This window comes from Leptothrix mechoopdaensis (SeqCode) (genome assembly GCF_053893855.1).
In genome coordinates, this window is sequence record NZ_CM132699.1 from 1 (window position 1) to 20,855 (window position 20,855).

General features: G+C 69.8%; 18 protein-coding genes and 1 other RNA gene. 10 read left to right on the top strand and 9 right to left on the bottom strand.

The features are described 5' to 3' along the window. The 4 genes from ssrA to ompA all read right to left on the bottom strand — a co-directional run. Positions 1–348: a transfer-messenger RNA gene (ssrA, locus tag ACWA7K_RS00005) on the bottom strand; the annotation flags it as partial. Between the two features lie 13 nt (positions 349–361). After that, positions 362–1,033 carry a phosphoglycolate phosphatase gene (gene gph, locus ACWA7K_RS00010; protein ID WP_456164416.1) on the bottom strand — a complete coding sequence of 224 codons (672 nt, stop codon included), beginning with the start codon at positions 1,031–1,033 and terminating at the stop codon, positions 362–364. Next, positions 1,030–1,746, bottom strand: a complete 717-nt coding sequence (ubiG, locus tag ACWA7K_RS00015; RefSeq protein WP_456164418.1) for a bifunctional 2-polyprenyl-6-hydroxyphenol methylase/3-demethylubiquinol 3-O-methyltransferase UbiG — start codon at positions 1,744–1,746, stop codon at positions 1,030–1,032. The genes gph and ubiG overlap by 4 nt, the downstream gene beginning before the upstream one ends. Before the next feature lie 164 nt (positions 1,747–1,910). After that, the gene (gene ompA, locus ACWA7K_RS00020) at positions 1,911–2,645 is read right to left on the bottom strand and encodes an outer membrane protein OmpA (RefSeq protein WP_456164420.1); all 735 of its coding nucleotides are present in this window, start codon (positions 2,643–2,645) and stop codon (positions 1,911–1,913) included. A 275-nt stretch (positions 2,646–2,920) separates the two neighbouring features. Here ompA and gyrA point away from each other — a divergent pair, with 275 nt between their 5' ends. The 9 genes from gyrA (at position 2,921) to lapB (ending at position 14,447) form a co-directional block, all read left to right on the top strand. After that, on the top strand, positions 2,921–5,605 hold the full coding sequence (gene gyrA / locus ACWA7K_RS00025; protein WP_456164422.1) for a DNA gyrase subunit A: 2,685 nt from the start codon (positions 2,921–2,923) through the stop codon (positions 5,603–5,605). Beyond that, on the top strand, positions 5,605–6,252 hold the full coding sequence (locus ACWA7K_RS00030; RefSeq protein ID WP_456164424.1) for a hypothetical protein: 648 nt from the start codon (positions 5,605–5,607) through the stop codon (positions 6,250–6,252). The genes gyrA and ACWA7K_RS00030 overlap by 1 nt, the downstream gene beginning before the upstream one ends. Before the next feature lie 47 nt (positions 6,253–6,299). Then, positions 6,300–7,436 (top strand): prephenate dehydratase, encoded by a 1,137-nt coding sequence (pheA, locus tag ACWA7K_RS00035; protein ID WP_456164426.1) that lies wholly within the window; start codon positions 6,300–6,302, stop codon positions 7,434–7,436. A 94-nt stretch (positions 7,437–7,530) separates the two neighbouring features. Further along, a complete protein-coding gene (locus tag ACWA7K_RS00040) occupies positions 7,531–8,412 on the top strand; it encodes a prephenate dehydrogenase (RefSeq protein WP_456164428.1) in 882 nt (293 codons plus the stop codon). Positions 8,413–8,511: 99 nt separating this feature from the next. Beyond that, complete coding sequence (locus ACWA7K_RS00045) at positions 8,512–10,530, top strand: bifunctional 3-phosphoshikimate 1-carboxyvinyltransferase/cytidylate kinase (RefSeq protein ID WP_456164430.1); 2,019 nt, start codon at positions 8,512–8,514, stop codon at positions 10,528–10,530. Between the two features lie 155 nt (positions 10,531–10,685). Beyond that, positions 10,686–12,398, top strand: coding sequence for a 30S ribosomal protein S1 (gene rpsA / locus ACWA7K_RS00050; RefSeq protein ID WP_456164432.1), 1,713 nt, complete (start codon positions 10,686–10,688; stop codon positions 12,396–12,398). Positions 12,399–12,425: 27 nt separating this feature from the next. Further along, on the top strand, positions 12,426–12,821 hold the full coding sequence (locus ACWA7K_RS00055; RefSeq protein WP_456164434.1) for an integration host factor subunit beta: 396 nt from the start codon (positions 12,426–12,428) through the stop codon (positions 12,819–12,821). A gap of 140 nt (positions 12,822–12,961) precedes the next feature. Beyond that, positions 12,962–13,303, top strand: a complete 342-nt coding sequence (locus ACWA7K_RS00060; protein ID WP_456164436.1) for a LapA family protein — start codon at positions 12,962–12,964, stop codon at positions 13,301–13,303. Further along, positions 13,293–14,447, top strand: coding sequence for a lipopolysaccharide assembly protein LapB (gene lapB, locus ACWA7K_RS00065; protein ID WP_456164438.1), 1,155 nt, complete (start codon positions 13,293–13,295; stop codon positions 14,445–14,447). Before ACWA7K_RS00060 ends, lapB begins: the two co-directional genes overlap by 11 nt. 25 nt (positions 14,448–14,472) lie before the next feature. Here the strand turns inward: lapB and waaC are convergent, their stop codons facing one another. The 4 genes from waaC to ACWA7K_RS00085 form a co-directional block, all read right to left on the bottom strand. Continuing rightward, entirely contained in the window at positions 14,473–15,471 is a 999-nt protein-coding gene (gene waaC, locus ACWA7K_RS00070; RefSeq protein WP_456164440.1) for a lipopolysaccharide heptosyltransferase I, read from the bottom strand. After that, on the bottom strand, positions 15,464–16,135 hold the full coding sequence (locus tag ACWA7K_RS00075; protein WP_456164442.1) for a DUF4254 domain-containing protein: 672 nt from the start codon (positions 16,133–16,135) through the stop codon (positions 15,464–15,466). Before ACWA7K_RS00075 ends, waaC begins: the two co-directional genes overlap by 8 nt. Positions 16,136–16,167: 32 nt before the next feature. Then, positions 16,168–17,130: a hypothetical protein gene (locus ACWA7K_RS00080; protein WP_456164444.1), complete on the bottom strand. Its 963-nt coding sequence runs from the start codon at positions 17,128–17,130 to the stop codon at positions 16,168–16,170. A gap of 268 nt (positions 17,131–17,398) precedes the next feature. Further along, complete coding sequence (locus tag ACWA7K_RS00085; RefSeq protein WP_456164446.1) at positions 17,399–18,559, bottom strand: glycosyltransferase; 1,161 nt, start codon at positions 18,557–18,559, stop codon at positions 17,399–17,401. A gap of 149 nt (positions 18,560–18,708) precedes the next feature. Between ACWA7K_RS00085 and ACWA7K_RS00090 the strand changes: the two genes are divergently transcribed. Further along, positions 18,709–19,746, top strand: a complete 1,038-nt coding sequence (locus ACWA7K_RS00090; protein WP_456164448.1) for a glycosyltransferase family 9 protein — start codon at positions 18,709–18,711, stop codon at positions 19,744–19,746. On the opposite strand, the gene ACWA7K_RS00095 is transcribed toward ACWA7K_RS00090, so the two are convergent. Beyond that, positions 19,697–20,824 carry a glycosyltransferase family protein gene (locus ACWA7K_RS00095; protein WP_456168913.1) on the bottom strand — a complete coding sequence of 376 codons (1,128 nt, stop codon included), beginning with the start codon at positions 20,822–20,824 and terminating at the stop codon, positions 19,697–19,699. The genes ACWA7K_RS00090 and ACWA7K_RS00095 overlap by 50 nt on opposite strands. Between the last annotated feature and the right edge of the window lie 31 nt (positions 20,825–20,855).

Below are 20,855 nucleotides of genomic sequence, written 5' to 3' on the forward strand. Positions count from 1 at the left end.
GGGGAATTGAACCCCCGTCCGCAAGCCATCCTCAGGCAGTTCTACATGCGTAGCTCTCTGATTTGAGTCTCACGGCTTCGACGGGCAGGAGCACCCTTCGATCGCCGCCAGTCACGTAGTCTCGTTCTGGGTCGTGTGACCCGGCTCAGAACCAGCCGATGTGCATGACCTTGCAGTTGTTGCCAACCCAGACCATCGGCGATCTGTTGCAAGGCTCACCGGTGTTAAGCGGCGAGGGCGTACGAAGAATCGTTCGCAGTTACTTTGTTTCCAGTGGATTTACGAGCGAACTGGTGCTCGGCATGCCCTGCTCCGATTCCGCACCCACGTCGAAACCAGGTCGGCCCCAGAACAGGGGAGTTTAGGGCATCGAGAGGAAGTTCAAGAGTTCGTGCGGGTGATCGATCACCGCATCGGCGCCCCAGGCCGTGATCGACTCGCCGAGGCCCAGGTAGCCCCAGGCTGCGGCGACCGTGGCCATGCCGGCGGCGCGGCCGGCGATGACGTCGCGGTGATCGTCGCCGACGTAGACGCAGTCGACCGGCGCGACGCCGATCCGTCGCGCGGCCTCGAACAGCGGCTCGGGATGCGGCTTGGCGTGCGCGGTCGTGTCGCCGCAGACCAGCGTGCGGCTGCGTGTGGCGATGCCGCTGGCGCGCACGACCGGTTCGGCGTAGCGGGTGTGCTTGTTGGTCACGATGCCCCACGGCAGGCCGGCCGCGTCGAGCGCGTCGAGCACCGGCGCCATCGCGTCGAAGACCCGCGTCAGGCGGGTCATGCGGGCCTCGTAGAGCGACAGGTACTCGTCGCGCAGGGCCGGGAAGCACGGGTCGTCCAGGCCGACCCCCAGGGCGACGCCGACCATGCCGCGTGCGCCGGTGCCGGTCATCGGGCGGAAGTCGGTCAAGGGCAACGGGGCCAGGCCGTGGCGCAGGCGCAGCTCGTTGGCGGCCTCGCCGAGGTCGGGTGCGCTGTCGACCAGCGTGCCGTCGAGGTCGAACAGCACCGCCGCGCAGGTGCGCCGCGCGGTCATGAGGCGTCCGGATCCTTGCGGCAGGCGACCAGGTAGTTGACGCTGGTGTCGTCGTTCAGCCAGTAGCGCTGCGTCAGCGGGTTGTACTGCATGCCGCGCGTCTGCTGCGGCGTCAGGCCGGCCTCGCGGCAGGCCCGCATCAGCTCGCTCGGGCGGATGAACTTCGCGTATTCGTGGGTGCCGGCCGGCAGCAGCTTGAGCACGTACTCGGCGCCGACGATCGCGAACAGGAAGGACTTGAGGTTGCGGTTGAGCGTCGACAGGAAGACCCAGCCGCCCGGCTTCACCAGCTGCGCGCAGGCGTTGACGATCGCGGCGGGATCCGGCACATGCTCGACCATCTCCATGCAGGTGACGATGTCGAACTGGCCGGGCTGTTCGGCCGCCAGGGCCTCGGCCGCGACCAGCCGGTAGGCGACGTTGGCCTGGCCCGATTCCATCGCGTGCAGCTGCGCGACCTTCAGCGAACGCTCGGCCAGGTCGACGCCCAGCACCTGCGCACCGCGCTGCGCCATGGCCTCGCTGAGGATGCCGCCGCCGCAGCCGACGTCGACGATGCGACGTCCGTCCAGCGGCCCGGCGCACTGCTCGATCCAGCCCAGGCGCAGCGGGTTGATGCGGTGCAGCGGGCGGAACTCGCTGTCCGGGTCCCACCACTTGTGGGCGAGTTCGCTGAACTTGGCGAGTTCCTTCGGGTCGGCGTTGGCTTGCATGGCGTCGTCATGGTGCAGGGTGGGCGCAACTGTAGAGGCCCGGGGCAGGGCCTTGCAGCGGACCGGTCAAGTCGACGCCACCAGAAAAGAAAAACCCCGCCGTGGCGGGGTTGGTGCAGCGTCCGGGACAGCGGGCCCGAAGGCCCGATGCACACGCGGATGGCTTACTTCGCGAGGGTGCGGGTGCCGACCACTTCGATCTCGACGCGGCGGTTCTTCTGCTTGCCCTCGGGCGTGCCGTTGTCGGCGACGGGCTGCTTCTCGCCCTTGCCTTCGGTGTACACGCGGTTCTGCTCGATGCCCTTGCTCACGAGGTACTTCTTGACGGCTTCGGCGCGGTTGACCGAGAGCTTGTCGTTGTACGCGTCGGAGCCATCGGAGTCGGTGTGACCGACGGCGATGATGACTTCGAGGTTGATGCCCTTGACCTTGCTGACCAGGTCATCGAGCTTGCCGGCCGCTTCGGGCTTCAGCACGAACTTGGCGGTGTCGAAGAACGCGTCGGCGGCGAAGGTCACCTTCTCGCTGACCGGGGCTGCCGGAGCGGGTGCGGGAGCCGGGGCCGGGGCGGGCGCGGGGGCCGGCACGACGGCCGGAGCCGGGGCGGGTGCCGGAGCGGGTTCGGGAGCAGGAGCCGGAGCAGGTGCCGGCGCGGGGGCCGGAGCAGGCGCGGGAGCCGGGGCCGGAGCGGGCGGGGGAGGCACGCCGTCGCAGCCCTGGATGCCGGTGGCCGGCGTGAAGAAGCCGTTGCGCCAGCAGTATTCGTTGGTGCCGTTCTTCCACGCGGGGGCGCCAGCGGCGTTCTGCGTGTTGCCGTTTTCCGGCTTGCCGCCAACGGTGCCGCAAGCGGCGAGCGCGACGGTTGCGAACAGCAGGGACACCTTGCTCAGGTTGTTCATGGTTTTCCTCTCGATGGACCGCAGAGAGCGGCGATGGGCGTGCGCTCGGTCGACTTGTCTGACGCAAGTCGTGGGGATCCGAAGCGACCTGAAAAATTATTCTGCCATAGGGCCCCCCAGCGTCAGGAGTTGGCAACACGCCGTTGCGGCGCGGCCCGAGGCTGTCGCCGGCCGGCAACAGGTCGGGCGCGCCTAAAATCCGCCGATTCGCCTGGTCGCGCCTGCCTGCGCCGCGTGCCGGACCTTCCGTCCGGCGCCGGCCCTCCCGAGATCTCATGACCTCCTTCGCCAAAGAAACCCTGCCCATCAGCCTCGAAGAGGAGATGCGGCGCTCGTACCTGGACTACGCGATGAGCGTGATCGTCGGGCGCGCCCTGCCCGACGCCCGCGACGGTCTCAAGCCGGTGCACCGGCGCGTGCTGTTCGCGATGCACGAGCTGAACAACGACTGGAACCGGCCGTACAAGAAGTCCGCCCGCATCGTCGGCGACGTCATCGGCAAATATCACCCGCACGGCGACACGGCGGTCTACGACACGATCGTCCGCATGGCCCAGGACTTCAGCCTGCGCCACATGCTGGTCGACGGCCAGGGCAACTTCGGCTCGGTCGACGGCGACAACGCGGCGGCCATGCGGTACACGGAAATCCGTCTGGCCAAGATCGCCCACGAGATGCTGGCCGACATCGACAAGGAGACGGTCGACTTCGGCCCGAACTACGACGGCTCCGAGAAGGAACCGCTGGTCCTGCCGACGCGGCTGCCGAACCTGCTGGTCAACGGCTCGGCCGGCATCGCGGTGGGCATGGCCACCAACATCCCGCCGCATAACCTCAACGAGGTCGTCGACGCCTGCCTGCACCTGTTGAAGAACAGCGAGGCGACGCTCGAGGAGCTGATGGAGATCATCCCGGCGCCCGACTTCCCGACCGCCGGGATCATCTACGGCGTCAACGGCGTGCGCGAGGGTTACCGCACCGGTCGCGGCAAGGTGGTGATGCGCGCGAAGGTGCACTTCGAGGACATCGACCGCGGCTCGCGTCAGGCCATCATCGTCGACGAGATCCCGTACCAGGTGAACAAGAAGAGCCTGCTCGAACGCATCGCCGAGCTGGTCCACGAGAAGAAGATCGACGGCATCAGCCACATCCAGGACGAGTCCGACAAGTCCGGCATGCGCGTGGTGATCGAGCTCAAGCGCGGCGAGGTGCCCGAGGTCGTCCTCAACAACCTCTACAAGCAGACCCAGCTGCAGGACACCTTCGGCATCAACATGGTGGCGCTGATCGACGGTCAGCCCAAGCTGTGCAACCTCAAGCAGCTGCTCGACATCTTCCTGGAGCACCGCCGCGAGGTCGTCACCCGCCGCACCGTGTTCGAGCTGCGCAAGGCGCGCGAGCGTGGCCACGTGCTCGAAGGCCTGGCGGTGGCGCTGGCCAACATCGACGAGTTCATCCGCATCATCAAGGAATCGCCGACGCCGCCGATGGCCAAGGCCGGCCTGATGGCGCAGGGCTGGGACTCGTCGCTGGTGCGCGAGATGCTGTCGCGCGCCGAGGCCGACACGCCCGGCGGCCGCGCCGCGTACCGCCCGGACGGCCTTGCGCCGCAGTTCGGCATGCAGGCCGACGGCCTGTACCGCCTGTCGGACGACCAGGCCGGCGAGATCCTGCAGATGCGCCTGCAGCGCCTGACCGGGCTGGAGCAGGACAAGATCGTCGGCGAGTACAAGGAGGTCATGGCCCAGATCGCCGACCTGCTGGACATCCTCGCCAAGCCCGAGCGCGTGACCTTCATCATCAGCGAGGAGCTGACCGCGCTGCGCCAGGAGTTCGGCCAGACCAAGGTCGGCGCGCGCCGCTCGGTGGTCGAGCACAACGTGCAGGAACTCGGCACCGAGGACCTGATCACGCCGACCGACATGGTCGTCACGCTCAGCCACACCGGCTACATCAAGAGCCAGCCGCTGGCCGAGTACCGCGCGCAGAAGCGCGGCGGGCGCGGCAAGCAGGCCACGGCGACGAAGGAAGACGACTGGGTCGACCAGCTGTTCATCGCCAACACGCACGACTGGATCCTGTGCTTCAGCAACCGGGGCCGCGTCTACTGGCTGAAGGTCTGGGAAGTGCCGCAGGGCGGACGCGCGTCGCGTGGCAAGCCGATCGTCAACATGTTCCCGCTGCAGCCCGACGAGAAGATCAACGTCGTGCTGCCGCTGACCGGCGAGTTCCGCAGCTTCCCGGCCGATCACTACGTCTTCATGGCGACCGCCCTGGGCACCGTCAAGAAGACCGCGCTGGACGAGTTCAGCAACCCGCGCAAGGCCGGCATCATCGCCGTCGACCTGGACCCGGGCGACTACCTGATCGGTGCGGCGCTGACCGATGGCCAGCATGACGTGATGCTGTTCAGCGACGGCGGCAAGGCCGTGCGCTTCGACGAGGACGACGTCCGCGCGATGGGCCGCCAGGCCCGCGGCGTGCGCGGCATGGCGCTGGACGACGGCCAGAGCGTCATCGCGATGCTGGTGGCCGAGGACGAGAGCCAGTCGGTGCTGACCGCGACCGAGAACGGCTACGGCAAGCGCACCTCGATCGGCGAATACACCCGCCACGGCCGTGGCACCAAGGGAATGATCGCGATCCAGCAGAGCGAACGGAACGGCAAGGTCGTCGCCGCGACGCTGGTGCGCGCGAACGACGAGATCATGCTGATCACCGATCGCGGCGTGCTGGTTCGCACGCGGGTCTCGGAAATCCGCGAGATGGGCCGCGCGACGCAGGGCGTGACGCTGATCGCGCTGGATGAAGGTGCGAAGCTGTCGGGGCTGCAGCGCATCGTCGAGAACGATGCGAACGAATCGAGCAACGAATCGAGCAACGAGTCGGCCACGGAGACGGGGGTCGACGCCCCCAACCCCGATGGTGATGCCGCGCCGAGCGGCGACGAGAACGCCTGATGTCCACACGACGCCCGCACGACCTGCAACCTTCCCGCCTGCGCCTGGCGCTGGCCGCCGTGGCCCTGGCCGGGGCCGTCCCGGCGACCTTCGCCGCCGATGTCCCGGCCGCCCAGGTGGCCGCCGCCGCAGCCGCCTCCACGCCGGCCAAGAAGGCCCTGGTGCAGAAACTGCTGACGCTGCAGCAGCCGGGCATCGAGGCGCTGGCGCGTTCGCTGGTCGAGCAGCCGGTCGGGCAGATGGTCCAGCAGGTGTCGATGCTCATCCAGACCCGCGTGCCGCCCGACAAGCGCGAGGCGCTGCAGAAGGACCTGCAGGGCGACCTGAAGAAGTACATGGACGCGGCGCTGCCGCTGGTGCGCGACAAGGCCGTGGCGGCGGCGCCGTCCACGATCGGCACGCAGCTGGAGCAGAAGTTCAGCGAGGACGAACTGCGCCAGCTGGCCGCGTGGCTCGAATCGCCGGTCGCCCGCAAGTACCAGCTCGTGCTGCCCGACTTCCAGAAGGCGCTGACCGACAAGCTCGTGGCCGACACCCGGCCGCTGATCGAGCCGAAGCTGCATGAGCTCGACACCGTCGTCGGCAAGCGTCTGGCCGCTGTGATTCCCCCGTCCCCGGCGGCCTCGGCCGCTCCGCCCAAGCCCTGAAACCGCGCGCCGGACCTGCCGGCGCGCCACCCGCTCCTGGTCCTGACATGTCCGACAACCAGCCCCTCGTCCCGTCGATCCCCGCCCCGGCGGCACCGGTCGACCCCGCGCTGCTGGCGCTGCGCACCCAGATCGACGCGCTGGACCGCGAGCTGCTGGCGCTGCTGAACCGGCGTGCCGGGCTGGCGCTGGCGGTCGGCGAGATCAAGAAGAAGGAAGGCTCGGTGGTGTTCCGCCCCGAGCGCGAGGCGCAGGTCATCGACGGCCTGAAGTCGGTCAACCCGGGGCCGCTGAAGAGCGACAGCGTCGCGCCGATCTGGCGCGAGATCATGAGCGCCTGCCGCTCGCTGGAGACGCCGACTCGCGTGGCCTACCTCGGCCCGGCCGGCACCTTCAGCGAACAGGCCGCGCTGGGCTACTTCGGCAGCTCGCTGGTGCGGGTGCCGTGCGCCAGCATCGACGAGGTCTTCCGGGCGACCACCGCCGGCGCGGCCGACTTCGGCGTCGTGCCGGTCGAGAACTCGACCGAGGGCGTGGTGGCCCGCTCGCTCGACCTGTTCCTGACCACGCCGCTGTTCATCATCGGCGAGACCAGCCTGTTCGTGCGCCACAACCTGCTGCGCCGCGAGGACACGCTGGCCGGCATCCAGGCCGTCTGCGCCCACCCGCAGGCACTGGCGCAATGCCACGGCTGGCTCAGCTATCACCTGCCCGACATCGAGCGCCGGCCCGTGTCCAGCAACGCCGAAGGCGCGCGGCTGGCGGCTCAGGATCCGACGCTCGCGGCCATCGCCAGCGAACGCGCGGCCAGCGAGTGGGGCCTGCACGTGGTGTCGCCGGCGATCCAGGACGACGCCAACAACCGCACCCGCTTCGCGATCGTGACCCACCCCGAGCGCCACCCGGCGCCGGCCGCGTCGGGCCACGACTGCACCAGCCTGGTCGTCTCGGTCATCAACCGCCCGGGCGCGGTCCACGACATGCTGGTGCCGCTCAAGCAGTACGGCGTCTCGATGACCCGCTTCGAGTCGCGCCCGGCCCGGTCCGACCAGTGGGAGTACTACTTCTACATCGACGTCCAGGGCCATCCGGACACGCCGGAGGTGGCGACCGCGCTGAAGGAACTGCGCAGCGTGTGCGCCTACTTCAAGGTCCTGGGCACCTACCCGATCGACGTCCACTGAGCCGGCGACGGCACAGGCGACGGCAACGTACACGGTCCATCTCGGATCTCTCTCTCGCACACAAGAACAGCACGACGGGCGGCACGGCATGGCGATGTTCCGGCAACTGGGGGTGATCGGCTGCGGCCTGATGGGCGGCAGCTTCGCGCTCGCGCTCAAGCGCGGCGGGCTGGTCAAGCGCGTGGTCGGCTACAGCAAGTCGCCGTCGACGGTCGACCGGGCGCGGCGCCTGGGCGTCATCGACGAATCGGCCGACTCGGCGCTGCTGGCGGTGTCGGGCTCGGACATCGTGCTGATCTCGGTGCCGGTGGCGGCCACCGAGGGCACGCTCAAGACCATCCGCCACGGCATCGAGCCGGGCGCGCTGGTGATGGACGTGGGCAGCACCAAGCGCGACGTGGTCGACGCGGCCCGGCGGGTCCTGAAGGAGCGGCTGGTGTCGTTCGTGCCGGCCCACCCGATCGCCGGCAAGGAAGTGGCCGGCGTCGAACATGCCGACGCGCTGCTCTACCAGAACCGCCAGGTCATCCTGACGCCGCTGCCGCAGACCGATCCGGCGCTGGTCCAGAAGGCGACCGACGTCTGGGCGGCGGTCGGCTCGCAGGTGCTGCGCATGACGCCGGAGAACCACGACACCGCGTTTGCCGCCGTCAGCCACCTGCCGCACCTGCTGGCCTTCGCCTACTTCAACGCCGTGATGGCCCAGCCGGCCGGGCGCGAGTTCCTGTCGCTGGCCGGACCGGGCTTCCGTGACTTCACCCGCATCGCGGCGGGCGAGCCGGCGGTCTGGCGCGACATCCTCGCCAGCAACCGCGAGGAGGTCATCAAGCAGCTGGCCCGTCTGCGCCACGCGCTCGACGCCTTCGAGCACGTCATGCGTTCGGGCAACCAGGAGGCGCTGGAGGACCTGATCCGCAACGCCTCCGAAGGCCGCGCCAACTGGCAGATGAACGCCCGACCGGGCTCGGCACGCTGACCCGCCGACGCCGCGCCTGACCCGATCCCCGACGGGCCGCACCGGATGCGGCCCTCGTCCTTTCTTCACCGCTCTCACTGCCCGACTGTTCCGCGCGCCATGTACGACATCCCTCACCTCGACCTGCCGCCCCTGGGCGCCGCCGCCGGCACCGTGCGCCTGCCGGGCTCCAAGAGCATCTCCAACCGCCTGCTGCTGCTGGCCGGCCTGAGCCAGGGCCGCACCACGCTGGTCGACCTGCTCGATTCGGACGACACCCGGGTGATGCTGGCCGCCCTGCGCACGTTGGGCTGCACGATCGAGCAGGCCGGCCGCCTGACCCACATCGACGGCTTCGCCGGCCAGCCGGCCGTCGCCGAGGCCGAGCTGTTCCTGGGCAACGCCGGCACCGCGATGCGCCCGCTGACCGCCGCGCTGGCGGTGCTGTCGACCCAGGGCGCCGAACGGCGCTACACGCTCAAGGGCGTGCCGCGCATGCACGAGCGCCCGATCGGCGACCTGGTCGACGCGCTGCGCGGCCTGGGCGTGCAGGTCGAATGCCTGGGCAACGAGGGCTACCCGCCGCTGCGCCTGTCCGGCGGCGCGCTGGACCTGGCCGCGCCGGTCAAGGTCCGCGGCGACGTCTCCAGCCAGTTCCTGACCGCGCTGCTGCTGGCCCTGCCGCTGGCGGCCGCGCGCGCCGATGTCGTCATCGAGGTGGTCGGCGAGCTGATCTCCAAGCCCTACATCGAGATCACGCTGAACCTGCTCGAACGTTTCGGCATCGCGGTGCGCCGCGAAGGCTGGCAGCGCTTCACGATTCCCGCCGGCAGCCGCTACGTCACGCCGGGCGAGGTCCACGTCGAGGGCGACGCCTCGTCGGCGTCCTACTTCATCGCGCTGGGCACGCTGGCCGGCATCGACGCGCCGGTGCGCATCGAGGGCGTGGGCAGCGCGTCGATCCAGGGCGACATCCGTTTCGTCGAGGCGGCCGAGGCGATGGGCGCGCAGGTGCGGGCCGAAGCCAACGCGCTGGAGGTCCGCCGCGGCGCCTGGCCGCTGCGCGCGATCGACCTGGACTGCAACGCGATTCCCGATGCCGCCATGACGCTGGCGGTGATGGCGCTCTACGCCGACGGCCCCTGCACGCTGCGCAACATCGCCAGCTGGCGCGTCAAGGAGACCGACCGCATCGCCGCGATGGCCGCCGAGCTGCGCAAGGTCGGCGCGCAGGTGGAGGAGGGCGCGGACTACATCCGCGTCTGGCCGCTGGAGGTGTTCCGGCCGGCCGCCATCCACACCTACGACGACCACCGCATGGCGATGTGCCTGTCGCTGGCGGCGTTCCACCCGCTGAAGGGCGCGGCGCCGGTGCCCACGCGCATCCTTGATCCGAAGTGCGTCGCCAAGACCTTCCCGGACTACTTCGAGACGCTGTTCTCGGTCGTCGCGGCTGAACCGGCGCAGATCCCCGTCATCACCATCGACGGCCCGACCGCCTCCGGCAAGGGCACGCTGGCGGCCGGCGTGGCCGAGCGGCTGGGCTATCACACGCTGGATTCGGGCTCGCTCTACCGCGTCACCGCGCTGGCCGCACGTTCGGCCGGTGTCGCCCCGGAGGACGAGGCTGGCGTGGTCGCCGTCGCCCGGGCGATGAAGCTGCAGTTCTCGGGCGTGCAGGTGCTGCTCGACGGCGTCGACGTCAGCGAACGGCTGCGCGAGGAACAGATCGGCGCGATGGCCTCGCAGGTTGCCGCCCATCCGGCCGTGCGCGCCGCGCTGTTCGACCTGCAATGCGCCTTCCGCCAGCTGCCCGGCCTGGTGGCCGACGGCCGCGACATGGGCACCGTGATCTTCCCGGCCGCGCCGCTCAAGGTCTTCCTCACCGCAACCCCTGCCGCGCGGGCCGAGCGACGTCATAAGCAGTTGATTTCCAAAGGAATTCCTGCTAGCCTCGCCGACCTTCGCGCGGACCTGGAGGCCCGCGATGCGCGCGACCGAGGTCGCAGCACCGCCCCTCTGAAACCCGCCGAAGACGCGCTCCTTCTGGACAACAGCCTGGTCGGCATCGACGCATCGGTGCAGCAGGTGGTGGACTGGTGGGAAGCGCGGCTGCCCTTCGGCGCGCACGCCGGCTGACCTTCACGGTCGCCGGGCGGAATCGCCAGGGCAGCGAAGCGGTTCCGGGGCCTTCCCGCCGTGCGTCAGCACACCGAGGCTCCGGTTCGACAACCTAACCCGCCACGGAAGTGGTCCGAGTCGCCGGTGTGATCCGCCGGTGCAGAAAGTCCCAAATGTCCCAAGCTGCTGCCTTCGAAGGCATGGAATCCTTTGCCGCGCTGTTCGAGGAATCGCTGCAACGCGCCGACATGCGCGCTGGCGAGGTCATCTCCGCCGAAGTCGTCCGCGTCGAGCACAACTTCGTCGTCGTCAACGCCGGCCTGAAGTCCGAAGCGTACGTTCCCATCGAAGAATTCAAGAACGACCAGGGCGAGATCGAAGTCCAGGTCGGCGACTTCGTCTCCGTCGCGATCGACGCGATCGAGAACGGCTACGGCGACACCATCCTGTCGCGCGACAAGGCCAAGCGTCTGGCCTCGTGGCTGTCGCTGGAAACCGCGCTGGAGTCGGGCGACTTCGTCACCGGCACGGTCAGCGGCAAGGTCAAGGGCGGCCTGACGGTGCTGGTCAACGGCATCCGCGCCTTCCTGCCGGGTTCGCTGCTGGACACCCGTCCGGTCAAGGACATGAGCCCGTTCGAGGGCAAGACCATGGAGTTCAAGGTCATCAAGCTCGACCGCAAGCGCAACAACGTTGTGCTGTCGCGTCGCGCGGTGGTCGAGGCCTCGATGGGCGAAGAGCGCGCCAAGCTGCTCGAGACGCTGCGTGAAGGCGCGATCGTCAACGGCGTGGTCAAGAACATCACCGAATACGGTGCGTTCGTCGACCTCGGCGGCATCGACGGCCTGCTGCACATCACCGACATGGCCTGGCGCCGTGTCCGTCACCCGAGCGAAGTGGTGACGGTCGGCCAGGAGCTGACGGCCAAGGTCCTGAAGTTCGACGCCGAGAAGAACCGCGTCTCGCTGGGCCTGAAGCAGATGGGCGACGACCCGTGGATCGGCGTCTCGCGCCGCTACCCGTCGAGCACCCGCCTGTTCGGCAAGGTCACCAACATCGCCGACTACGGCGCGTTCGTCGAGATCGAACCGGGCATCGAAGGCCTGGTGCACGTCTCCGAAATGGACTGGACCAACAAGAACGTCGCCCCGTCCAAGATCGTGGCCCTGGGCGACGAGGTCGAGGTCATGGTGCTGGAGATCGACGAGGACAAGCGTCGCATCTCGCTGGGCATGAAGCAGTGCAAGCAGAACCCGTGGGACGAGTTCGCGCAGAACTTCAAGCGCGGCGACCGCGTCAAGGGCCCCGTCAAGTCGATCACCGACTTCGGCGTGTTCGTCGGCCTGGCCGCTGGCATCGACGGCCTGGTGCACCTGTCCGACCTGTCGTGGAACGAGCCGGGCGAAGCCGCGGTCCGCAACTACAAGAAGGGCCAGGAAGTCGAGGCGATCGTCCTGGGCATCGACGTCGAGCGCGAGCGCATCTCGCTGGGCATCAAGCAGCTCGATACCGATCCGTTCACCAGCTACACCACGCTCAATGACCGTGGCGCCCTGGTGGCCGGCAAGGTCAAGACCGTCGACCCGCGCGGCGCCGAGATCCAGCTGAACGACGACGTCACCGGCTACCTGCGTGCCTCCGAGATCGCCCGCGAGCGTGTCGAGGATGCCCGCAACGTGCTGAAGGAAGGCGACGAGGTCACCGCCCTGATCATCAACATCGACCGCAAGCTGCGTTCGATCCAGCTGTCGATCAAGGCCAAGGACAACGCCGAGCAGCAGGAAGCCCTGCAGCGCCTGTCGGCCGACAACCGCGAGACCGTTGGCAACGCCGGCACCACCAGCCTGGGCGCGCTGCTCAAGGCCAAGCTGGACCAGGGCAACTGATCGTCCCCGGGCGCGTCCCACCTAGCCATGACCCGTTCCGATCTGGTGGCGCTGCTGGCCGAGAAGTTCACCCAGCTGACGCATCGTGATGCCGAGTTCGCCGTCAAGACGATGCTCGACGCCATGAGCGACGCGCTGGCGCGTGGCCATCGGATCGAGATCCGCGGCTTCGGCAGCTTCGCGATCAACCGCCGACCGCCGCGCGTGGGCCGCAATCCGCGCTCCGGCGAGCAGGTGACGATCCCGGAGAAGCTGGTGCCCCACTTCAAGCCGGGCAAGGCCCTGCGTGAAGCGGTCGACGAGAACGCCGGCAGCGATGCCGACCTGCTCGACGGCGCCGACGAGGTGATGGTGGTGCGTCCGGCACGGTTGGCCGACAAGCCGGTCGTGCCGACCACGCCGGTGACCCCGGTGAACGACTAGCCCGCGACGGTCCGCCCGCCCGGACCCGGAACCCGCCCGCAGCCCCGCTGCCGGCGGGTTTTTTCATGGCCGCGCGACACCGCCGCGTGGCGCCCGCCAGGGCCGGTCCGCAGAGGGGGGCGCACTAGAATCGCGGCCCTATGCGCATCGTCATCTGGGTCATCCGAGCGGCACTTTTCTTCGTGCTGTTCGCCTTCGCGCTGAACAACCAGCACACCGTCTCGCTGCATTGGTTCTTCGGCGTCGCGACGCAGGCACCGATGGTGCTGGTCGTGCTGGTCACCTTCGCGGCCGGCTGCGCGGCCGGTGTCTTCGCGATGCTGCCGGGCTGGTGGCGCCAGCACCGTCGCACCCGCGCGCTGGAGGCCGCCGTGCCCCGCACCAGTCCTCCGCAGACCGCGTCGGCCGCCGCCGCCGCGACCCGCCCGGCGCCGCTGACGCCTGAACCCGAACTGCCCCACCCGCCCCGTGATGGACTTTGACCTGCAGTGGCTGCTGCTGGCCCTGCCGGCCGCCTTCGCGTTCGGCTGGCTGGCCTCGCGCATCGACCTTCGCAACTGGAAGCGCGAGGTCGAGGCCTCGCCCCGGGCCTACTTCAAGGGCCTGAACCTGCTGCTCAACGAACAGCAGGACAAGGCCATCGACGCCTTCATCGAGGCTGTCCAGCAGGACCCGGGCAGCTCCGACCTGCATTTCGCGCTCGGCAACCTGTTTCGCCGCCGGGGTGAATACGAACGCGCCGTGCGGGTCCACCAGCACCTGCTCGGCCGGGCCGACCTGCCGGCGTCCGAGCGTGACCGGGCCCAGCACGCGCTGGCGCAGGACTACCTCAAGGCCGGCCTGTTCGACCGCGCCGAGGCGGCCTACAAGGCGCTTGAAGGCACCGCCTTCGCGACCGAAGCCCGCCTGGCGCTGCTGAACCTGCACGAGCGGGCGCGGGACTGGCGGGCGGCGATCGACGTCGCCAAGGGGCTGGAATCCGCCGCCGTCGGCAGCTTCTCGCAACGCATCGCGCACTACGGCTGCGAACTGGTGCTGGAAGCCGATGCCCAGGGCGACGCCGCCGCCGCCCAGGCCGCCCTGCAGCGCGCCCGCGAAGCCGCGCCGCAGTCGGCCCGTCCGCTGATCCTGGCCGGACAGCGGCTGGCGCGCGCCGGACAGCATGCCGAGGCGCTGGCGCTGTGGACGCCGCTGGCGACCATCCACCCCGAGGCCTTCGGCATCGTCGCCCAGGACTACGCCCGCAGCGCCCAGGCCTGCGGCCAGCAGGCCGAGGCGCTGGTGCAGCTCAAGGCGCTGCACGCCAAGGCGCCGACCTCCGACCTGCTGGGCGCCGTGCTGGCGCTCGAACCCGATGCGCACGAACGCCGCCAGCTGTTGCTGCAGCAGGTGCAGGGCCACCAGAGCCTGAGCGCCGCACTCAGCCTGGTCCAGGAGCCGGCACCCGCCGCGCTGCTGACCGAAGCCGAGCGCACCGCCCTGCAGCAGACCCTGGCGGCCGCCGCCAAGCCGCTGCGGCGCTACCGCTGCGCGGCCTGCGGCTTCGAGGCCCAGCAGTACTTCTGGCAATGCCCCGGCTGCCACGGCTGGGACACCTTCCCGCCGCGCCGGCTCGAAGACAGCTGACGCCGCGCGCGCCCGTCCCGGCCGCTCAGCCGGCGTGGGTCAGCGCCTCGTCGAACGCCGCCTCGACCTCGGCCAGCGTCGGCACCTGGCCCTTGCCGCCGAAGCTGCGCACGTAGCCCGAGCCGGTCACGCCGGCCAGTCCGGGTTCGTGGTCGCAGTAGATGCCCACCGTCGGCCGCGCGTAGGCGGCGGCGAAGTGGGTGAAGCCGGTGTCCAGCCCGACCACCACCTTCGCGCCGGCCAGCACCGCGCCGGCATCGGCCACGCTCAGGAACGGCGGCACGACTGCCTCGGCGCCACTGCCGTCGGCCAGGCGTTGCGCCAGCGCCTGTTCGGCCGGGCTGCCCCACAGGATGACCGGCGTCCAGCCCTGACCGCAGATGCGCCGCGCCAGGTGCTGCCAGCGGTCCTCCGGCCAGAGCTTCTCCGGCCGGCTCGCGCAGGGGATCAGCACGGCGTACGGCGCGGGCGCCTGCCAGCTGCTGACGGGCGGCTTCAGGCCGAAGTCCGGCGCGTCGACCGGGCGCGGATAGCCCAGGTGATCGGCCGCCAGCGACCGGTTGCGCACGACCGCATGGGCCTCGCGCGAGACCGAGGCCTTGCGGGCATAGAACAGCGACGCCAGCGGCTCGCGGATGCTGTGCCAGTCGTAGCCGACCCGCGGCCCGTGCGCCTGCACGGCCCATAGCACGCTCTTGAGCAGGCCCTGGAAGTCGATCACCAGGTCGTAGCGCTCGGCCTGCAGCTCGGCGCGCAGCGCACGAATGGCCGCACGTGTCTCGGGCTTGCCGAGCGACTTGCGCCACTTGCGCCACGCCAGCGGCATCACCTTGCGGACGGCGGGATGGGCCTTCGGGATGGCCGCGAACGGCGCCTCGACCAGCCAGTCGATCACCGCACCGGGAAACGCGCGGGCGATGTCGCTGATGGCCGGCAACGCGTGCACCACGTCGCCCATCGAGGTCGTCTTGACGACGAGGATGCGCGGCGGCCGCCCGTTGGGCAGCAGGGCTCGATCAAGCACCCGCAGCCTTCTGTGCTGCGGCCTGCGCCTTCTGCTCGGCCACCAGGGCCGGGTTGAAGCGCGCGTCGTTGTACATCTTGAACTGGCGGTAGACCTTGAAGTAGGCCCGCCCGGCCGCGCTGTCGGCCAGCAGGCCGTCCAGGCAGTCGCCCAGGTCCTGACGCTGCTGCAGCAGGCGTTCGAGCTTGACCTGCGAGCTGGCGCGGTGCGCGTCGTCGACATCGGCGCGCTGCGTCTGCTTGCGCATCGCGTCGATCTTCAGCGCCATGATCGACATGCGGTCGATCATGCTGCCGGCGGTCTCGCTGTTGAGCCGCGCCCCGGCCGGCACCGTGCTGCGCGGCGCGTCGCTGCGGGCCGATTCCGCATCGACCAGCCCCAGCCCGATCAGCAGCAGCTCGTCGACCCGCTCGGTCGCATCGTTGCGGGCCTGGTTGTAGCCGTCGATGGCGCGCTTGTTCTTCGCGATCTCCGCATCGCTCACCGTGGTCCGCCGCGCCAGGTCTTCCTCGGCCCACAGCAGGCAGTTGTTGCGGTGGTTCGTGGCCACCCAGTGCCACAGCGGCTCGGCCGGCAGCAGCGCGGCATCGGCGGGCCAGGCGGGGTTGGCGAGGAGGGTGTCGTGGAGTTCGGCGACGGACTGGGCGCGGAGCGTTTGGGACATGTCGGGCTCGGGAACGATCAAGGGGGCGGATGTTAAGTCGCCGCCATCGCATCCCCGAGCCGGACCGCCGGCTGCCGGAACAGGTTCAGCCCCCACTGCTGCTGGCAGGTCTCGATGAAATGGCGCACCGTTCCGTTGCTGGCTTCTTCCAGCTGCTGGAGCCTGGGCAGCAGCAGCGGGCGGGTGCGGCGCGACCATTCGAGCTGCTCCCAGCCGTAGGCCATGCCGTAGCGCTCCTCTTCCGTGGGATACCAGGTCGCCAGGTCGATGGCCGGATCGGGCACGACGATCGAGTCGCAGCCGCACATCGCCGCGTACATCGAGTACATCGTGTAGAGGTCGTAGGAGATGCAGGTCTCGCAGCGACGGAACACCTCGGCGGCAGCGGCGTGGCTCAGGCCGTCGATCAGCACCGAGCCGTTCGCGTCATGCACCAGCGCGCGGCGCTTGCCCTTGCGCAGGATGTAGCACGTGCCCTGGCGCTGGCGCTCGCCTTCCGGCGTCGGCGGGTGATACAGGTCGTTGCGGACGAACAGCGTCTGCAGCATCCGGTCGGTGTGCGGATTCAGCACCGGGTCGTTGAAGGCCTGCTGGTAGAAGAAGAACAGGTCGTCCGGCCCGAACTCGTAGCTGCCGGTGTGGAAGCCCGGCTTGTGCAGCAGCCAGCGCACCACCCGCTTCGCCTGGAGCGGATTGCCCGCGACGACCTCCGGGTACACGACGATGGCGTCCTCCAGGTCATCGGCCGTCGCCAGGGGCGTGTCCAGACGGCCCAGCAGCTTGAAACGTCCTGGCTCCCAAGACCTGGACTTGCGTCGCACCCAGGGCATGCGTTCGCGCCACGTCGGCGGCGCCTCCTGGATCGGCCGGTGCCAGGGCCAGATGCGGGCCCGGCAGCCGAGCTGGTTGAGCACGTCGCACAGCCGGTGCAGGGCGATGGATCCGCCGCTGTTCTCGTCGAAGGCGCTGGCGTAGATGATGAAGGTGGGGGACATCGGGTACGAAGGGTCGGCATGGAACGTCCCACAGGCGCATTCCTGCCGTCAGGCAGTGAGCCAAGGGTGACGCGTCGGATCGCGTGTGTCGGTTGCTTCGGGGGTGACCCGGCGACCGGCGTCTCGTGCGGGCAGCCGTCAGCGGCACTCAACCGAAGCGCGATGCGAGGTTAGCGTTCGAGGTGGGTCCGACAACATCGGACCGAACCCGTATCAGCTTGTAAATGGCTGCAGTCTGAATCGCAGCGACCCGCTGCGTGCGGGCTCTTCAGGCGTGTCCCTGGGAGGCCGACTTGCGCGCATGGCGCACCTTGCGGCGTTCCCGGTTCCATTTGCTGACGGCACCTCGCATCCGTCGATAGTGGAGAAACGCCGACTCCAGCACCTCGGCCATCGGGATCGACCTGCGGCTGGTGTTGCCCTGCTCGATCAGACGGGTCAGGAGCGATTCCCAGACGGCCTGCGTGCGGGCGAGCGTGTAGTGGGTCTCGACCTTGGCACGCGCGGCGCCGGCCAGACGCTGGCGTTCGTGACCGGACTGCGCCAGCCGGCGGATCGCATCGGCCCAGTCCTGCGGGTTGTCGGCGCACAGCACACCGTCCTGGCCGCTCTGGATCACGTCGGCATAGGGCGGGTAGGCCGAGCAGATGCTCGGCACGCCCAGGCAGGCGTAGTCGAAATACTTCACGGCGCTCTTGCAGGCACTGAACGGGGAGTTGTCGAGCGGGATCAGGCCGATCGGGTTGGTCAGCGACGACACCGTCCGGAAGAACTCGTCACGGGGCATCTGCGGCAGCCGGCGGCAGCTCACGCCGGCTTCCTCCAGGCTGTCGGCGATCGCCGAGATGGCCACCGTGTCGACCCGCAGCGACGGGTCGGACTGGATCAGCCGGACGCCGGCCGCCATCGGCCCGACCGCCTGCCGGTCCGACGCCGCGATCAGCAGCGTGACCGGCAGGGCGTCGTCCTGGCGGGCCTGCTCGGGGTGTTCGACCGGGCCGTAGTTGGGCACCAGCTGGATCGACTTCGCGATCGGCGCCAGATGGGCGACGAGCCGCGGCGTGGAGGCGCTGACCACGTCGGCCATGCTCAGCATCAGGTTGACCAGATGCGCATGGGCGCGCAGGTCAGGCCCGGAGATCACGTGGTCGGCCGGTTCCGTGATCAGGTCGTCGATCTCGTAGATGACCGGGATGCCCTGATCCGTCAGCCACTCCATCAGCTGGACCTCGCGCAGCCTGGTTGCGCGCTGGATCACGACCACGTCCGCCCACCTCAGGTCGAGCCGGTTGACCTCGTGGAACGCGAGCATGCGCAACGACCAGCCGTGACCGCGAGCCAGGCCCCTCAAGGGCTGGCCGAGGCGGATCTCCGCCAGGTTGTCTTCCGGGTTGGTGACCAGCACCAGGACTTTCCGGTTCGTGTTCATGTTGACGTCCTCTCCCTCACCATCCGTGTTGCGTGTCGACCTGAAATGAATTATCGCCAGCCGGAATTACGAAACAGCGCTGAACCCGCCCGCCGTTGCGCTTGGTTTCCGTGAGCAGCCCCGAACAGGCCGTGCCAGATAATTTCCACATGCCGCCAACCCCCGCCCACCTCCCCCTGATCGTCCGCCTGCGCAACTGGGTCGGCGACGTCACGCTCAGCGTCGCGGCCTTGCGGCGGCTGGAGGCGGCGGGGTATGCGTTGCAACTCGTCGGCAAGGGCTGGGCGGCCCGGCTGCTGGCCGGTGAGGGCTGGACGGTGCATGCCTTGCCGCGCGGCCTGAAGGCGCGTGTCGCGCTGTACCGGCGCTTGCGGGCCGAGGCCTTGCAGCGGGACCCGGGCTTTGACCGGCGTGTCAACACCGTCGTGTTGCCGACCTCGTTCTCGAGCGCGCTGGAGATCCGGCTGGCGGGGCTGCGTGGCCTGGGGTATGCGCGGGAAGGGCGTTCGCTGCTGCTGTCGAAGGCCCCGCGCAAGCCGTCCGGCCAGCACGAGATGCAGCACGACTGGCATCTGGCCCAGACGCTGCTGGGCCTTGCGGAGCCCTTGCCGCCCTACGCGGTGCTGTCGCCCAGCGAGGACGCGCGCCAGCGGGTGCAGGCCTTGCTGGTGGCGCAGGGGCTGGCGCGGCCGTTCGTGGTGCTGTGCCCGTTCGCGGGTGGCACGTTCGAGAAGGTCGACAAGCGCTGGCCGCATTTCGCCGAGTTCACGCGGGTCGCGGCGGCCGAGTGGGGGTTGCCGCTGGTGCTCTGCCCGGGGCCGGGCGAGGGCGATGTCGCGCGGCGTGATTTCCCGCAGGCCGTCGTGCTCGACGGGGTCGGACTCGACGACTACGCCGCGCTGCTCGAACGCTGCGCGCTGATGGTGTCCAACGACACCGGCCCCGGCCATGTCGCCGCCGCTGTCGGCGCGCCGCTGCTCAGCGTGCTGGGGCCCACCGATCCGGCGCAGTGGGGCGCGCGCGGGCCGGGCGTGAAGGTATTGCGCGGGGCGCCGGGCGCGGTCGTGGCCGACCCGCCGGTCGTCTGGCCCGACGTGGCCCAGGCGATCGAGGCCGGCCGCGCCATGCTGGCCTCGATCAGCCGGTCGACTTCCGCCGCGCCAGGCGTTCGCGGTTCCAGCGCCTGACGGACAGCCCGAGGTCCTGCAGCGACTGGCGCATGGACGTCAGCGCCGTCTGCCGGCTCGTTCCACGGCGCGCGGCGGCCCGGGCGAGCGCGAGCCTCACGGCCTGGTCCCAGGCCTGCCGGGTGATGCCGACGTGGTGGTGCGTCAGCACCTGCTGCCGCGCCGCTGCCGCCACGCGGTCACGCTCGTCGGCGTCGGCCAGGACGCGGGCCAGGGCCTGCTGCCAGTCGGCCTGGGTCGGGCCGACCAGCCAGCCGGTGTGGCCGTTTTCCATGACATCGCGGTAAGGCGGCACGTCCGAGGCCATCGTCGGCACGCCCGCGACGGCGTAGTCGAACCACTTGATGGCGCTCTTGCCGGCGCTGAACCGGCTGTCGTCGAGCGGGATGACCGCGACCGGATTCGGCTGGCTCGCGGCCCATTGCACGAAGGCTGCGCGAGTCATGTTGGGCAACCGGCGGCAGACCACCCCGGCCTGTTCCAGGTCGTCGCCCACCGGGCCGACCGCCAGCACCGACACGGCATCGCCCCGATCACGCTGCAGCGCGCGCAAGGCCTGCCATGCCGTGTCACCGGCGACGCGGTCGGAGGCCGCCACCAGCAGGCTGACGGGGCCCGTCTGACGACCCGGCAGCGGTGCGTTGATCGGTCCGTCGTAGGCCGCGTTGGGCACCACGACGCGGCGGTCGGGGGCCAGGCCGAGCAGGTCGCCCAGGCGTTCGGTGCTGACCGTCACGACATCGGCGGCGTCGAGCGAGGCGCGCACCCAGCATGCCGCGCGCCGCAGCGCGTCGGCATGCTGCAGGTGGCGGGCGGGTTCGACGAGCAGGTCGTCGATCTCGTAGATCACGGCGCAACCGCTGGCCGCCGCTGCGGTCATCAGGTCCAGGTGGCGGCGCGACATGCCACGTTCCACGATGACCACGTCGGCCTGCCGCAGCGCGGCGAACGGCGTGTCGTGCAAGGGGCTCAGCCGCAGTTCGACACCCGGCGCCTGGCGCCCGCCGGCGAGTGGTCCGCTGACCCGGACCTGGGTCAGTGTCGAGCCCGGATCGGCCGCCAATGCCAGCAAGCGCATCACGCGGCGGTCCGCCCGCAAACGGCCTTGT

What these genes read in the sequence shown, in the direction of transcription:
- gph (WP_456164416.1), bottom strand. Translation starts at nt 1,033, where the DNA reads ATGACCGCGCGGCGCACCTGCGCGGCGGTGCTGTTCGACCTCGACGGC.
- ubiG (WP_456164418.1), bottom strand. Translation starts at nt 1,746, where the DNA reads ATGCAAGCCAACGCCGACCCGAAGGAACTCGCCAAGTTCAGCGAACTC.
- ompA (WP_456164420.1), bottom strand. Translation starts at nt 2,645, where the DNA reads ATGAACAACCTGAGCAAGGTGTCCCTGCTGTTCGCAACCGTCGCGCTC.
- gyrA (WP_456164422.1), top strand. Translation starts at nt 2,921, where the DNA reads ATGACCTCCTTCGCCAAAGAAACCCTGCCCATCAGCCTCGAAGAGGAG.
- ACWA7K_RS00030 (WP_456164424.1), top strand. Translation starts at nt 5,605, where the DNA reads ATGTCCACACGACGCCCGCACGACCTGCAACCTTCCCGCCTGCGCCTG.
- pheA (WP_456164426.1), top strand. Translation starts at nt 6,300, where the DNA reads ATGTCCGACAACCAGCCCCTCGTCCCGTCGATCCCCGCCCCGGCGGCA.
- ACWA7K_RS00040 (WP_456164428.1), top strand. Translation starts at nt 7,531, where the DNA reads ATGTTCCGGCAACTGGGGGTGATCGGCTGCGGCCTGATGGGCGGCAGC.
- ACWA7K_RS00045 (WP_456164430.1), top strand. Translation starts at nt 8,512, where the DNA reads ATGTACGACATCCCTCACCTCGACCTGCCGCCCCTGGGCGCCGCCGCC.
- rpsA (WP_456164432.1), top strand. Translation starts at nt 10,686, where the DNA reads ATGTCCCAAGCTGCTGCCTTCGAAGGCATGGAATCCTTTGCCGCGCTG.
- ACWA7K_RS00055 (WP_456164434.1), top strand. Translation starts at nt 12,426, where the DNA reads ATGACCCGTTCCGATCTGGTGGCGCTGCTGGCCGAGAAGTTCACCCAG.
- ACWA7K_RS00060 (WP_456164436.1), top strand. Translation starts at nt 12,962, where the DNA reads ATGCGCATCGTCATCTGGGTCATCCGAGCGGCACTTTTCTTCGTGCTG.
- lapB (WP_456164438.1), top strand. Translation starts at nt 13,293, where the DNA reads ATGGACTTTGACCTGCAGTGGCTGCTGCTGGCCCTGCCGGCCGCCTTC.
- ACWA7K_RS00075 (WP_456164442.1), bottom strand. Translation starts at nt 16,135, where the DNA reads ATGTCCCAAACGCTCCGCGCCCAGTCCGTCGCCGAACTCCACGACACC.
- ACWA7K_RS00080 (WP_456164444.1), bottom strand. Translation starts at nt 17,130, where the DNA reads ATGTCCCCCACCTTCATCATCTACGCCAGCGCCTTCGACGAGAACAGC.
- ACWA7K_RS00085 (WP_456164446.1), bottom strand. Translation starts at nt 18,559, where the DNA reads ATGAACACGAACCGGAAAGTCCTGGTGCTGGTCACCAACCCGGAAGAC.
- ACWA7K_RS00090 (WP_456164448.1), top strand. Translation starts at nt 18,709, where the DNA reads ATGCCGCCAACCCCCGCCCACCTCCCCCTGATCGTCCGCCTGCGCAAC.
- ACWA7K_RS00095 (WP_456168913.1), bottom strand. Translation starts at nt 20,824, where the DNA reads ATGCGCTTGCTGGCATTGGCGGCCGATCCGGGCTCGACACTGACCCAG.